This is a genomic window from Amycolatopsis sp. NPDC114505 (assembly GCF_055633615.1).
The window spans coordinates 44,598-57,869 of record NZ_JBVKDV010000003.1; the positions used below are offsets into that span (position 1 = coordinate 44,598).

The window sequence follows — 13,272 nt, forward strand, 5'->3', positions numbered from 1 at the left end:
GCCGGTCCCTGCAGCCGGAACGCGAGCCCCTGGTCTCGGGGAAACTCTCTTCGGCGGCTACCACGTCCTCGACGGACTAAACACGGGATCCGAAGTGGACGGGAGAACCCGGCGTGTCGACCGCGGGGCGCGCGGGTAACCGGACAGGGACACGAAGCGAGGTGGGGATGACCGGACGGCGTGCCCGCGTCCGCGCGCTCCGGCTGAAGGCGGGCGACGACGTGAAGCGCGGCCTCGCCGCCGCGTTCGCCCCGGCGGAAACCGAGCAGCACGACCGGACTCCCGTGACGTGGATCGCCCGCGCGCTGCGGGTGCCGGGCCGGGAACGCCGGATCGTCGTCCAGGCGGCCAAGGCCACGCTGGCCGCGACCGGGGCGTGGCTGCTGGCGACGCTGGTGCTCGAGCTGCCGCAGCCGTTTCTCGCGCCCTACGCGGCCATCTTCCTGGTCGAGGCGACGGTGTACCGGTCGCTGCGCGGGTGGCTCCAGCAGGTCGGGTCGGTGGCGACCGGCGTGCTCCTCGCGGCCGTGGCCGGTCGGCTGATCCCGTCGCAGGCGGTCGCGCTGGCCGTCGTCGTCTTCGTGGGGCTGCTCGCGGGGAACTGGCGGCGCTTCGGCACGTCGGGGGTCTGGGTCGGCGTCACCGGCATGCTGCTCGTCTCCTACGGCACGGCGCGGGACTCGGTGCTGATGGGCGACCGGCTCCTGGAGACGGCGCTGGGCGCGGCGATCGGCGTCGCGGTGAACACCCTGATCTTCCCGCCGCTCTACGGCGAACGCCTGGCCACCGCGGCCGACCGGCTCGGGACGGCACTCGCGGACCTGCTCGAGTCGCTGTCCGACCTGGTCCGCCGGGACGAGCCGGGGAACCTCGAAGAACTTCTGTCGCAGGCCCAGGACGCGCGGAGCCAGGTGCTGGCGGCCGAGGAGGCGGCCGGCCTCACGCGGGAAGGGCGGCGGCTCAACCTGCGCCGCGGCCGCCCGAAGGCCGGTGCGCGCCACGAGCGTCCACTGCGGACACTGATCGCGTTGTGGCCTTCGGTGGCGCAGCTGATCGCCGCGGTCCGCACCACGGCGGTCCGGCGTGAACAGCACCCGTTCGAATACCCCTGGCGGGACGCTCGGGATGCGCTCGCGGACCTGGTGCACCTGCTGGCCGGCGCGGTCCAGGCGGTGGCGGTGGCCGGCGAGCCGGTCGACCTGGAGGAGTGCCGCGCGCTGCTGGAGAAGCTGGAGCTGCGGCTGGTGACGGCGGAGGGCGACGGGGTCCCGGCCCGCCTCGGCCTGGGCACGATGACGCTCCCCGCGCGGCTGCTGGTGGAGAAGCTGGAGGACCGCTGACCGGCTCAGCGGACGGCGACGGCTTCCGCCCCGGCGCGGTGCCGGCGGCAGGCCGTGCAGACCGGCGTCGCGTTCGGCGAAGGGGTCGAGCAGCGGTACGCGGCCACCCGGCTCCGGTCCCCGCAAGCCCGGCGCGCCTGGTCATCGTGCCTCCGCGCGCCGGGTGCGGGGCCGGGCAGTACGCTCGGGCGCCGGATCGGGGGGTACCCGGTTCGTGGCGGTCGCGTCGACGAAGGGACGGCTTTTCATGCGCTTCACCCCGCGGGGTACCCGGTTCTTCGACCTGCTCACCGACGCCGCGAGAAACCTGGTGACCGCCACCGCGGTGCTGCACGACCTCGTCGCCGCCCAACCGGCCGATCGCGAGCCCCTCGCCAAGCGCCTGCACGAGGTCGAGCACCAGGGCGACGAGCTGATGCACACGATCATGGTGGAGCTGAACAGCTCGTTCGTGACGCCGTTCGACCGCGAGGACATCCAGGCGCTGGCCGGGAAGATCGACGACGCGCTCGACTTCATGGACACCGCCGCGGACCTGGCCGTGCTGTACCGCATCGAGGCGTTCCCGCCGGGTACCGACCTGCTGGTGCGGGTGCTGTCGCGGTGCGCCGAGCTGACCGCGGCGTCGATGCCCGGCCTGGCCAAGGTGGGCGACCTCGAGCCGTACTGGATCGAGATCAACGAGCTGGAGAACGAGGCCGACCGGATCTACCGGCGGATCCTGGCGCACCTGTTCGAGCCCGGTGGCGACGCCCTCGAGGTGCTGAAGACCAAGGAGGTCGTCGAGCAGTTCGAGCTGGCGGCCGACGCGTTCGAGCACGTCGCCGACGTGGTGCAGACCATTGCCGTCAAGGAGTCGTGAGTGACGGGCACCGCCGCCCTGGTCGTCGTCATCGTCCTGACGCTCTTCTTCGACTACACCAACGGTTTCCACGACGCGGCGAACGCGATCGCGAGCGCGGTGTCGACGCGGGCGCTGACCCTGCGCGCGGCGCTGCTGCTGGCGGCGGTGATGAACCTGGCGGGCGCGCTGCTGTCCACCGGTATCGCCGCGACGGTGGCCAAGGGCATCATCGACGTCCCGGCCGGCCCGGACGCGCTCACCGTCGTCTTCGCCGCGCTCGCCGGGGCGATCACCTGGAACTTGACGACCTGGTACTTCGGGCTCCCGTCGTCGTCCTCGCACTCGCTGATCGGCGGGATGGTCGGCGCCGCGCTGGCCGCCGCGAGCACCGTGCACTGGGCCGGGATCGGCGAGAAGGTGCTGATCCCGATGGTGGCGTCGCCGCTGCTCGGGCTGGGGCTCGGCTACTTCGCGATGGTCGCGGCGCTGTGGCTGCTGCGCCGCGCCAACCCGCACCGCAGCGGCCGGGTGTTCCGCCGGTTCCAGATCCTCTCGGCGTCGGCCCTCGCCCTCGGCCACGGTCTCCAGGACGCGCAGAAGGGCATGGGCGTGATCGTCCTGGCGCTGGTGGCGGCGGGTGAGCAGAAGACGTTCGACGTGCCGCTGTGGGCCACGCTGCTGTGCGCCGGGGCCCTGTCGCTGGGCACCTACTCGGGCGGGCTCCGGATCATGCGGACCCTGGGACGCCGGGTGTTCCCCCTGGACCCGCCGCACGGGTTCGTCGCGGAGTCGGTGGCGTCGTCGGTGCTGTACGTGACGGCGTTCGCGGTGAAGGCCCCGATTTCGACGACGCACGTGATCACGGCGGCGATCATGGGCGTCGGCGCGACGCGTCGGCTGTCGGCGGTGCGGTGGGGGATCGCCCGCGACATCGTCCTGGGCTGGGTCCTGACGTTCCCGGCCGCGGCGGCCGTGGCGGCGGCGGTGTACCTGGTGGCCGACGCGCTGACCTGAGGGGCGTTTGCCTGACCCGCGTGCGGGAAACCGGGTTCGAGACCCGCACGCGGACAGAGGGAGAGCCATGAAGGCAGTGACCTGGCACGGTAAGCGCGACGTCCGCGTCGAGGACGTACCGGACCCCAAGATCGAGGAGTCCACCGACGCCGTCATCCGCGTCACCTCGACCGGGATCTGCGGCTCCGACCTGCACCTGTACGAAGTCCTCGGCGCGTTCATGACCGAAGGCGACATCCTCGGCCACGAGCCGATGGGGATCGTCGAAGAGGTCGGGGACGCCGTCACCGGGATCAAGCCCGGTGACCGCGTCGTGATCCCCTTCAACATTTCCTGCGGCCACTGCTGGATGTGCGAGCGCGGCCTGCAGTCCCAGTGCGAGACGACCCAGGTCAAGGAGCAGGGCAAGGGCGCCGCGCTGCTGGGCTACACCAAGCTCTACGGCCAGGTTCCCGGCGGCCAGGCCGAATACCTGCGCGTCCCGCAGGCGCAGTACGGCCCGATCAAGGTCTCGGACGGCCCGCCGGACGAGCGGTTCGTGTACCTCTCCGACGTCGTGCCCACCGCGTGGCAGGCTGTCGAGTACGCGAACGTCCCGGCGGACGGCACGGTTGTCGTCTTCGGGCTCGGGCCGATCGGGCAGATGGCCTGCCGCATCGCGCGGCACCGCGGCGCCGCGCAGGTGATCGGCGTCGACCTCGTGCCCGAGCGGCTCGCCCGGGCCCGCGAGCACGGCGCCATCGCCATCGACACCCGTGACCACAAGGACATCGGCGACGGCATCCGCCAGCTCACGAACGGCCGCGGCGCGGACTCGGTCATCGACGCCGTCGGCATGGAGGCCCACGGCGCCCCGATCGGCAAGCTCGCGCACAACTTCGTCAACCTGCTGCCGCAGCAGCTCGGCGCCAAGATCACCGAGAAGGCCGGCATCGACCGCCTGAGCGTGCTGTACGCGGCCATCGACAGCGTCCGTCGCGGCGGCACGATCTCGCTGTCCGGCGTCTACGGCGGCATGGTCGACCCGATGCCGATGATGGAACTGTTCGACAAGCAGGTCCAGCTGCGGATGGGCCAGGCCAACGTCCGGCACTGGCTCGACGACATCATGCCGGTGCTCACCGCCGACGGCGACCCGCTGGGCGTCGAGGGCTTCGCCACGCACAAGCTGCCCCTGCAAGACGCGCCCCGCGCGTACGAGATCTTCCAGAAGAAGCTCGACGGCGCCCAGAAGATCCTGCTCCAGCCGTAGTCACGCCGACGGCTTCTGCTCGCCGGTCGCGGACACCGGATTCGTCATCGACGCCCGGCTCGACGGCTACGCCGGCGGATCCCGCGCGACCTGGTCTGAGTTTCGTCGCCGCGACACGGGGTACGCGTCGGGTGTGCGCATCGTGATCACCGGAGCCACCGGCAACGTCGGAACGGCCCTGTTGGACGCCCTCGAACCCGGCCACGACGTGGTCGGGCTGGCCCGGCGGCTGCCCGACACGACGGCCGAGCCGTACCGCGTCGCGGGCTGGCGCGCCGTCGACATCGGCGAGCCCGGTGCGGACCGCGAGCTGACCAGCCTGTTCGAGGGCGCCGACGCCGTCGTCCACCTCGCCTGGGCCATCTCGCCGGTGCGCGGCGATCCGCCGATGTGGCGGACCAACGACCACGGGACCCGGCACGTCCTGTCGGCGGTCGCGGCGGCTCGGGTGCCGCACCTGGTCGTCGCGTCGTCGGTCGCCGCCTACGGACCGGCGCCGCGCTGGGAAAAGGTGCCCGAAACGCATCCGTGCACCGGGATCGCCCCCAGCGCCTACAGCCGGGGCAAGGCCGCGCTGGAGACCCTGCTCGACCGGTTCGGAGAGCGCCACCCCGAGGTGGGGGTGGCGCGGCTGCGGCCGTGCGCGGTCCTGCACCGGCGCGCGGCCGGGGAGTTCGCGCGCTGGCTGCTCGACCCGGTGGTGCCCGCCGGTCTCGTCGGCGGCCGCGCGCTGCCGGTTCCGCTGTGGACGGACCTGCGCGCGCAGATCGTGCACACCTCCGACGTCGCCGAGGCGATCCGGCTGATCCTCGACGCCCGTTTCACCGGCCCGGTCAACCTCGCCGCGCCCGAGGTGCTCGACGCCGACGCGCTGGCCGCGGTCCTCGGTGGCGTCCGCGTGCCGGTCCCGAAGCCGTTGGTGCAGGTCGCGGCCCGGGCCGCGTGGTGGACCGGCGCGCTGCCGCTGCACCCGGGCTGGCTCGACCTCGCCGACCGGGCCGCGCTCGGTGATCCGGCGCTGGCCAAGATCGAGCTGGGCTGGCAACCTCGGTACGACGCCGCGTCCGCGCTCGCCGAGCTGGTCGCCGGGCTCCGGTCGGGCGCGGGGGCGGCGAGTGCGCCCCTGGCCCCGCCGCGCCGCGACGGGGCACTGGCCCGGCTCCGCTCCCTCACGCGGGTGGGGCCGAGCCACCAGTCACAGTCCTGATCGCCGGGAGGCCGCCAGTGAGTACCGAAGCCGTCGACGCCGTCGTGATCGGTGCCGGGCACAACGGCCTGGTGGCGGCGAACGTCCTGGCGGACGCGGGCTGGTCGGTGCTCGTGCTGGAGGCCACGGAGCACCCGGGCGGCGCGGTGCGCACCGCCGAGGTCACCGAACCCGGCTTCCGCAACGACCTGTTCAGCGCGTTCTACCCGATGACGGCGGTGTCACCGGCGATCAAGAGCCTGCGGCTGGGGGAACACGGCCTGCGCTGGCGGCACGCGCCCGACGTCCTGGCGCACGTCCTGCCCGACGACCGGAGCGTGGTGCTCTCGCGCGACGTCGACCGCACGGCGGCGTCGGTCGAGGAGTTCGCGCCCGGCGACGGCGACGCGTGGCGCCGGCTGTTCGAGCAGTGGCGGGACATCCGCGAGCCCTTGCTGAACGCGTTGTTCACGCCGTTCCCGCCGGTCCGCCCGGCGCTGAAGCTGCTGCGCCGCACCGGCTCGGCCGACGCGTTGCGCTTGGCACGTATGTTGACGCTGCCGGCCCGCCGGTTCGGCGACGAGCTGTTCGACGGCGAAGGTGCCCGGCTCCTGGTGGCCGGGAACTCCGCGCACAGCGACCTTTCCGTCGACAACGCGGGCAGCGCGGTCTTCGGCTGGCTGCTGGCGATGATCGGGCAGGACGAAGGGTTCCCGGTGCCCGAAGGCGGCGCCGGCGAGCTGATCTCGGCGTTGGTGCGTCGGCTGGAGTCCCGCGGCGGGAAGGTCCACTGTGGACGTCCGGTGCGGGAGATCCTCATCGGCGACGGCCGGGCTTTGGGCGTGCGGGACGGTTCGGGCGCTCCGGTGCGGGCCCGCAAGGCCGTGCTGGCCGACGTCCCCGCGCCGGTGCTGTACCGCGAGCTGGTGGGGGAGCAGTGGCTGCCCGCGCGGCTGGTCGAGGACCTGGGCAAGTTCGAATGGGACAGCGCGACGGTGAAGGTGGACTGGGCGCTGTCCGGCCCGATCCCGTGGACGGCCGAGGGTGCACGGGGCGCGGGGACGGTCCACCTCGGCACGGACCTGGACGGGCTGTCGGCGTTCGGCGGCGAGCTCGCGCGCGGCCGGACCCCGCGCCGCCCGTTCCTGCTGCTCGGCCAGATGACGACGACCGACCCGACGCGCTCACCGGCGGGCACGGAGGCGGCGTGGGCGTACACGCACGTGCCGCGCGGCACGATGGAGAGCCGCGCGGCCCTGGAGCGGCGGGCGAAGCGCATCGAGGAGACGGTCGAGGCGAACGCGCCGGGGTTCACGGGTCTGATCAAGGCCCGCTACGTCCAGGGGCCGGCGGAGCTGGCGGACCGCAACCCGGGACTGGTGGGCGGCGCGATCAACGCGGGGACGACGGCGATCCACCAGCAGCTGTTCTTCCGCCCGGTACCGGGAACGGGCCGCGCGGACACCCCGGTCGACCGCCTGTTCCTGGCGGGCGCTTCGGCCCACCCGGGCGGGGCGGTGCATGGTGGCCCGGGAGCGAACGCGGCCCGGGCGGCGCTGGCCCGGGCGGGGCGGTTGGGGGGCGGGTACGCGGCGGTGATCCGCGCGGCGCACCGCGCGATCTACGGCTGACTTCGGCGCGGGCGGCGGCCTGGGCGGGGCGGGTGTGCGGTAGTGATCCGGGCGGCGCACCGCGCGATTTACGGCTGAGTGCGGCGCGGGCGGCGGCCTGGGCGGGGCGGGTGTGCGGTGGTGATCCGGGCCGCGCGATCTAGCTGACTTCGGCGCGGGGCGGCCGACCATCGTGATCAGCCGCCGCGCCGGCCTGCGACGCTTGCCGAGGGCAGCGGTTCGGCACTAAGGCCGCGGGTGGCCGCTCTTGGCTCGGGCGTGCTTGCCCGTCGCCAGGTCCGCGAGGCGGGCCAGGGACTCCGCGTTGCGTGGCTTCACCAGCAGCGACTGCACCGCCGCCGGCAGCACCTTCCCCGGGCCGCGGACGATGTGCTCGGTCATGCGGACCAGGGTTCCTTCGCCGTGCGGCACAAGCGTGAGCCCGACCGCCGCCGCGCCGAGGGGCCAGCCTCGGGCTTCCAGGGACAGCGAAAGCCCCGGCTCGACCGCCCGGACCACCGTCTCGTCCTGGATGTGCACCGGCCACGGCCCCACGCTGTGGTGGATCCGCGCGCCCACGTCCGGCCAGTCGAGGTCGACGTCGCGGATGTGGGAGCTCCCGACCACCCAGCCGGCGTAGAGCCAGCCGTCGGCGAGCACCTCGAACACGGCCTCGGGTGGCACGTCGATCACACGACTGACCTCGGTCACGGTTTCCTCCTGCTGGTCGGGACGAATCAGGAGTACCCCGTCGTGGACGGGGTATGCCCGCCGCGGAAAGCGGAGGTGGCGATGGTGGCCGGACGACGAAAAACACCCGACGGGCCGGGTGAGCTGTCCAAGTCGACGTGGGGCGGGGTGCTCAAGCGCACGTTCAAGCAGTTCAACCGGGACAACCTGACCGACTGGGCGGCGGCGCTCACCTACTACGCCGTGCTGTCGCTGTTCCCGGGCATCATCGTGCTCACGGCGATCCTCGGACTCCTGGGCCCGAGCGCGATCCAGACCGTGATCGACAACATCAACCAGGTCGTCCCGGGACAGGGAAAGGACATCCTCGTCGGTGCGATCAGGGAGCTGGCCGGCTCACGCGGCCTGGCCGGGCCGCTGGCGATCATCGGCCTGCTGGGCGCGCTGTGGTCGGCGTCCGGTTACGTCGGCGCGTTCATGCGCGCCTCGAACTCGATCTACGGCATGCCCGAAGGACGCCCGATCTGGAAGACGATCCCGCTGCGGATCGGGCTGACCGTCGGCATCGTCGTGCTGCTGGCGGCGTGCGCGCTGGGCGTGGTCGCGACCGGCTCGGTCGCCCGCCGGATCGGCGACCTGATCGGGCTCGGCTCGACCGGCGTGCTGGTGTGGGAGATCGCGAAGTGGCCGGTGATCGCGCTGCTCGTCAGCCTGGCGTTCGCCTTGCTGTACTGGGTGGGGCCGAACGTGCGGCAGCCGGGGTTCAAGTGGTTGACGCCGGGCGGGCTGGTGGCCGTGGTGCTGTGGGTGCTGGCGTCCGCGGGATTCGCGTTGTACATCGCGAACTTCGGTTCCTACAACAAGACCTACGGTTCGCTGGCCGGGGTGATCGTGTTCCTTGTATGGTTGTGGATCTCGAACCTCGCGGTGCTGCTGGGGGCGGAGCTGGACGCTGAGGTCGCCCGCGGCCGCACGATCGAGGCGGGGCGCGAGGAAGACCAGGAGGAGCCCTTCCTGCCGCCGCGCGACACGAAGGCGATGGACGACGACGAAGCCGCGGCCGTGGCGAAGGAAACCGAACGGAGCTGAGCGGATGGCCTGCCGGATCACCGAACTCGTCCTGGACTGCCGGGACCCGGACCGGCTCGCCGAGTTCTGGTGCGCGGTGCTCGGCTACGAGGTCATCGGCCACGAGCCCGACGGTCTCGAGCTGGGCCCGCCCGGCGGCCGCTTCGGCCAAGGGCCGCCGACGCTGGTGCTCGCCCGGACGGAGAACCCCCGCCGCGGGAAGCTGCCGCTGCACCTGGACGTGAGCCCGGCGGGCGGCGACCAGGAGACGGAGCTGGCGCGGCTGCTGGCGCTGGGTGCGCGGCCGGCCGACGTCGGTCAGGACGGCAGCGAGTCCTGGGAAGTGCTGCAGGATCCCGAGGGCAACGAGTTCTGCTTGCTGCGCACGGATGTGGGAGCCTGACGGCCGTCGGCACCGACCGGGGGCTCGGCCGCGCAGCGGCGCCACGACACGTGGTCTCCGGCCCGGTCCGCGTGCCACACCTGAGTTTCTTCGGACTCCCACGTCGGCAGCAGCCGCCCCGTGACGACGCGCCCGCGGGCGACCCGGCCGAACAGTTCGACCCCGTCGGCGCGCCGGGCCGCCGGGATCCACGCCGGAAACCTCGTCCCCGGCAGCTTCCGTTCGATCCACTCCCGGGCCGAGCCCTCGCTCCCGTGGTCGGACTCGACGATGCTCGACACCGGCCCGCCGCCGCCGACCGCGAGGCCGATCGACGCGCGCCAGCGCACGGGGGAAGCATCGGGGTTCATTGGTCCCAGGTTCCCGGACTGGCGGGTCGGCGGGCCAGTACACGGACGGGTGGATCGGCGCTCACTCACCGTGTCTCCTGTCACTCGTCAGCTCCGGATCACCGGGCGGTTTCCCCGACCGGGTGACGTTCAATCACGCGCGGCTGAGCAATCGCGCGCACGCCTTCTCCAGCACCGCCCGCGCGTCGTCCCCGTCGACGCGGGCCGCCCGCTTCAGCGCCGCCGCGATCGTGCGTTCGCCGCGGTACGCCTCGACCAGCCTCGGGTCCACATAGGACGCTCGGCACACCGCCGGGGTGTTGCCGAGCGCATGCGCAACCTCCTTCATCACGCCCGCCTCCGCGCGCTTGCGGGCGGTCTCCGACGAGGGCGGGTCCGCCGCGGCGAACGCGGCCGCCGCCAGCACCGTCGCGTTCCACGTGCGCAGGTCCTTCGCCGTACAGTCGTCGCCGGCCAGCTCCTTGAACCGCTCGTTGACGTCGGCCGCGTGCACCTCGTGCCAGGTCCGGCCCACGCGGTGGACGAGCAGCCGGTCGCTGCCGGACCGGCTGCGCAGCAGGGACTTCACCACCGAAGCCAGCGCGGCGTCCCGGATCGCCACCTCGCGGTCGAGACCGCCTTTGGCGACGTAGCGGAACCGGCACTCGTCGCCGCGAACCGACGCGTGGGACCGCAGCAGCGTCGCGACGCCGTGGGTGCCGTTCTCCTCCGCGTACTCCTCGCCGCCGGTGCGGAAGATCCCGCGGTCGAGCATCCGCAGCGCCGCCGCGAGGACCCGCGTCCGGGTGAGCCCGCGCCCGGCCAGGTCGGCCTCGACCGCCGCCCGCCACTCCGGGAGCCGGCGGGCCATCGCCAGCACGCGGTCGTGCTTCTCCTCGTCACGGTCCCGGCGCCATTGCCCGTGGTAGAGGTACTGGCGCCGCCCCGCGTCGTCGGTCCCGACGGCCTGGACGTGCCCGTTGGGGTGCGGGCAGATCCACACGTCGCGCCAGGCGGGCGGGATGACCAGGTCCTTGATCCGGTCGAGCAGCTCCGCGTCGGCGACGGGCTCGCCGTCGGAAGCGATGTAGGAGAACCCGCGGCCGCGGCGGACCCGCCGGATGCCGGGGCCACGCAGGTCGCTGCGGCGGAGTCGGGTGCGTCCCATCGGCGCGAATACCCGCGCCGCGCGCCGGGAAACCCGGTCGTCACCCCGGCCAGGCACCCGGCGGGTGCGGTGGGACGGTCAGCTCGGCGAACACACCGTAGTGATCACTGGCTTGGACGCCGTCGATCGCGTCGACCAGCACCCGGCGGCACGCGGAGACGGCGAGGGGCGGTCCCCACGGGCCGCCGCGGACCAGCACGTAGTCGATCCGGCGGCCCGTCTCCAGGGGCATGTCACCGGCGCTGACCAGCGCGTTCGCCGGGGTGAACGTGTGCCCGGGCTCCTCGGGGTACCGGCTCGCCCAGGCGTCGGTGTAGCAGACGCTCGTACCGTTCAGCGCCTGCTTGCCGGTCAGGAACCGGATGCTCGCCGAGTCCGGCGTCGCGTCCAGGTCGCCGAGGAGCACCACGTGCTCTTCGGTGCGGGGGAGCAGTTCCTCGACGAACCGGGCCGCCCGCAGCGCCTGCACCTCGCGCTCGGCTTCGTAGCTGTAGGGCCAGCTCGGCTTGTGGTGGACCATCCACAACGGACCCCACGGCGGCGGCGCGAGCACCTGCGCCACGACCGTGGCGCACCAGGCCGGCCGGATCGCCCGTCCGGCGGGCCGCTGGTCGATCTCGTGGGTCTCGCCGATCGGCCACCGGCTCGCGAGCGCCGCTCCCACGCCGTCGGAGACGCCGGTGTGGGCCACGACGTGCCAGCCGTCGCCGAGCAGCTCCGCCACCCCGTCCGGGGCGATCTCCTGCAGCGCCACGACGTCCGGCTCCAGGGCCCGCAGGCGCCCGGCGAGCAGACGGCGACGTTCCGGCCAGCCGGCGTACTCGGGCGCGAGCACGTTCATCGTGAGGACGCGCAGGCCGCTCATGCGGGCCCGCGACGCAGCGGGCGGACCGCCGGGCCCTGCACGACCTCGCCGTCGACGCCGAACCGCGACCCGTGGCAGGGGCAGTCCCACGTCCGCTCCGCGTCGTTGAACGAGACCAGGCAGCCGAGGTGCGTGCAGTGCGCACCGACCGTGTGCAGCCGCCCGGCTTCGTCGCGGTGGGCGGCGACGAGCTCGCCGCCGACGCGGACGACCTCCGCGTCGCCGGGCCGGAGGTCGTCGAGCTTGTCCGACCGCCACAGCGCGGCGACGTGGTCGCCGATCAGGTACCGCGCGACGGTGAGGTTGTCCTCGGCCACGCCGAGCACCGAACGGGCGTCGAACCGGTTGGGGTCGAAGAGGTCCGCCGCCGGGTGCGGCTCGCCGAGGATCCGCGCCGCGAGGACGTGCCCGGCCGCGGTGCCGCCGGTCATGCCCCACTGGCCGAAGCCGGTGGCCACCCAGAGGTTCTTCGTCCCCGGCAGGTACCGGCCGATGTAGGGCAGGCCGTCCGGAGTGGACATGTCGTGGGCCGACCAGCGGTGGGTCACGCGGTGCAGGCCCGCGTGCGCGTCCGCCCAGTCGGCGAGCCGCCGGTACCGGCGCTCGACGTGCACGTGCGCCCCGACCCGGTAGTGCTCGCCGCCGGCGATCACCATCGGCGTGCCCTTCTCGGTGTACCCGCGCACGGAGTGGTGCGTGTCGGCGTCGAGGAACATGCCGTCCGGCAACGCGTTCCCGGACGCCGGGCCCGCGACGACGAGGTCGCGGACCGGCTCGAGCCGGGCGAAGTACAGGCCGCGGTCGAGCACCGGGTAGTGGGTCGCGACGACGACTTCGCCCGCCACGACGTCACCGCGTGAGGTGCGGACCGTCTGGCCGTTGAGCGCGGTCGCGCGGACGTGTTCGACGACCGTGCCGCCCGCGCGCTCGATCTCGGCGGCGAGGGCGAGCAGCCACCGGCGCGGGTGGAAGTGCGCCTGCCCGGTGGTCCGCACGGCGCCGAGCGCGGGCACGTCGAGCGCGACCTCGCCGACGAAGGACGCGGCCAGTCCGGCCGCCGCGGCGGCGTCCGCCTCCCGCTTGAGCGAGTCGACGGTGCCTTCCCGCGTCGTGTAGACGTAGCTGTCTTCGCGGGTGAAGCCGCAGTCGATCCCGGCCTGGGCCGCCGTCGCCGCGATCCACTCGAGGGCGGCCGTCTGCGCCGTGGCGTAGGTCCTGGCCGCTTCCGCGCCGTGACGGGACGTCAGTTCCGCATACTTCGCCCCGTGCTGGGCGCTGACCTTCGCCGTGGTGTGGCCGGACACCCCGGCGGCGACCCGCTCGGCCTCCAGCACGACGACCGAGCGGCCGGCGCGGGCGAGCAGCAGGGCGGTGGTGAGCCCGGCGATGCCCGCCCCGAGCACCGCGACCTCGGCCTCCGCGGGGACCGGCACCCCCGTCCGGTCCGGCGCGGGCGCGGTGTCGACCCAGAGGGAGAGCGGTTCGGGCAGTGCGGCCATGCGC

Annotated in this window: 13 protein-coding genes; 8 read left to right on the top strand and 5 right to left on the bottom strand. The window is 73.5% G+C overall.

From position 1 onward, the window contains the following. Positions 1-167: 167 nt before the first annotated feature. The 6 genes from ACZ7OU_RS29570 to ACZ7OU_RS29595 all read left to right on the top strand — a co-directional run bounded on the left by ACZ7OU_RS29570 (position 168) and on the right by ACZ7OU_RS29595 (position 7,267). Positions 168-1,340 carry an FUSC family protein gene (locus ACZ7OU_RS29570; RefSeq protein ID WP_470257712.1) on the top strand — a complete coding sequence of 391 codons (1,173 nt, stop codon included), beginning with the start codon at positions 168-170 and terminating at the stop codon, positions 1,338-1,340. A gap of 247 nt (positions 1,341-1,587) precedes the next feature. Continuing rightward, positions 1,588-2,202, top strand: coding sequence for a DUF47 domain-containing protein (locus ACZ7OU_RS29575; protein WP_470243704.1), 615 nt, complete (start codon positions 1,588-1,590; stop codon positions 2,200-2,202). Continuing rightward, positions 2,203-3,198 carry an inorganic phosphate transporter gene (locus tag ACZ7OU_RS29580; RefSeq protein WP_470243705.1) on the top strand — a complete coding sequence of 332 codons (996 nt, stop codon included), beginning with the start codon at positions 2,203-2,205 and terminating at the stop codon, positions 3,196-3,198. Between the two features lie 67 nt (positions 3,199-3,265). Beyond that, positions 3,266-4,450, top strand: coding sequence for a zinc-dependent alcohol dehydrogenase (locus tag ACZ7OU_RS29585; protein WP_470257713.1), 1,185 nt, complete (start codon positions 3,266-3,268; stop codon positions 4,448-4,450). 133 nt (positions 4,451-4,583) lie between these two features. Next, positions 4,584-5,657, top strand: a complete 1,074-nt coding sequence (locus ACZ7OU_RS29590; protein WP_470257714.1) for an NAD-dependent epimerase/dehydratase family protein — start codon at positions 4,584-4,586, stop codon at positions 5,655-5,657. 17 nt (positions 5,658-5,674) lie between these two features. Continuing rightward, the gene (locus tag ACZ7OU_RS29595) at positions 5,675-7,267 is read left to right on the top strand and encodes a phytoene desaturase family protein (protein ID WP_470257715.1); all 1,593 of its coding nucleotides are present in this window, start codon (positions 5,675-5,677) and stop codon (positions 7,265-7,267) included. A 225-nt stretch (positions 7,268-7,492) separates the two neighbouring features. Here the strand turns inward: ACZ7OU_RS29595 and ACZ7OU_RS29600 are convergent, their stop codons facing one another. Further along, on the bottom strand, positions 7,493-7,957 hold the full coding sequence (locus ACZ7OU_RS29600) for an SRPBCC family protein (RefSeq protein WP_470257716.1): 465 nt from the start codon (positions 7,955-7,957) through the stop codon (positions 7,493-7,495). Positions 7,958-8,038: 81 nt separating this feature from the next. Here ACZ7OU_RS29600 and ACZ7OU_RS29605 point away from each other — a divergent pair, with 81 nt between their 5' ends. After that, entirely contained in the window at positions 8,039-9,025 is a 987-nt protein-coding gene (locus ACZ7OU_RS29605) for a YihY/virulence factor BrkB family protein (RefSeq protein WP_470243710.1), read from the top strand. 4 nt (positions 9,026-9,029) lie between these two features. Then, positions 9,030-9,407, top strand: a complete 378-nt coding sequence (locus tag ACZ7OU_RS29610; RefSeq protein WP_470243711.1) for a VOC family protein — start codon at positions 9,030-9,032, stop codon at positions 9,405-9,407. Here ACZ7OU_RS29610 and ACZ7OU_RS29615 read toward each other — a convergent pair. The 4 genes from ACZ7OU_RS29615 to ACZ7OU_RS29630 all read right to left on the bottom strand — a co-directional run bounded on the left by ACZ7OU_RS29615 (position 9,323) and on the right by ACZ7OU_RS29630 (position 13,268). Then, complete coding sequence (locus tag ACZ7OU_RS29615) at positions 9,323-9,757, bottom strand: hypothetical protein (RefSeq protein WP_470257717.1); 435 nt, start codon at positions 9,755-9,757, stop codon at positions 9,323-9,325. The genes ACZ7OU_RS29610 and ACZ7OU_RS29615 overlap by 85 nt on opposite strands. A 133-nt stretch (positions 9,758-9,890) precedes the next feature. Further along, complete coding sequence (locus ACZ7OU_RS29620) at positions 9,891-10,904, bottom strand: DNA topoisomerase IB (protein ID WP_470257718.1); 1,014 nt, start codon at positions 10,902-10,904, stop codon at positions 9,891-9,893. Positions 10,905-10,944: 40 nt separating this feature from the next. Beyond that, positions 10,945-11,769 (bottom strand): endonuclease/exonuclease/phosphatase family protein, encoded by an 825-nt coding sequence (locus ACZ7OU_RS29625; protein ID WP_470257719.1) that lies wholly within the window; start codon positions 11,767-11,769, stop codon positions 10,945-10,947. After that, a complete protein-coding gene (locus ACZ7OU_RS29630; protein ID WP_470257720.1) occupies positions 11,766-13,268 on the bottom strand; it encodes an FAD-dependent oxidoreductase in 1,503 nt (500 codons plus the stop codon). The genes ACZ7OU_RS29625 and ACZ7OU_RS29630 overlap by 4 nt, the downstream gene beginning before the upstream one ends. Between the last annotated feature and the right edge of the window lie 4 nt (positions 13,269-13,272).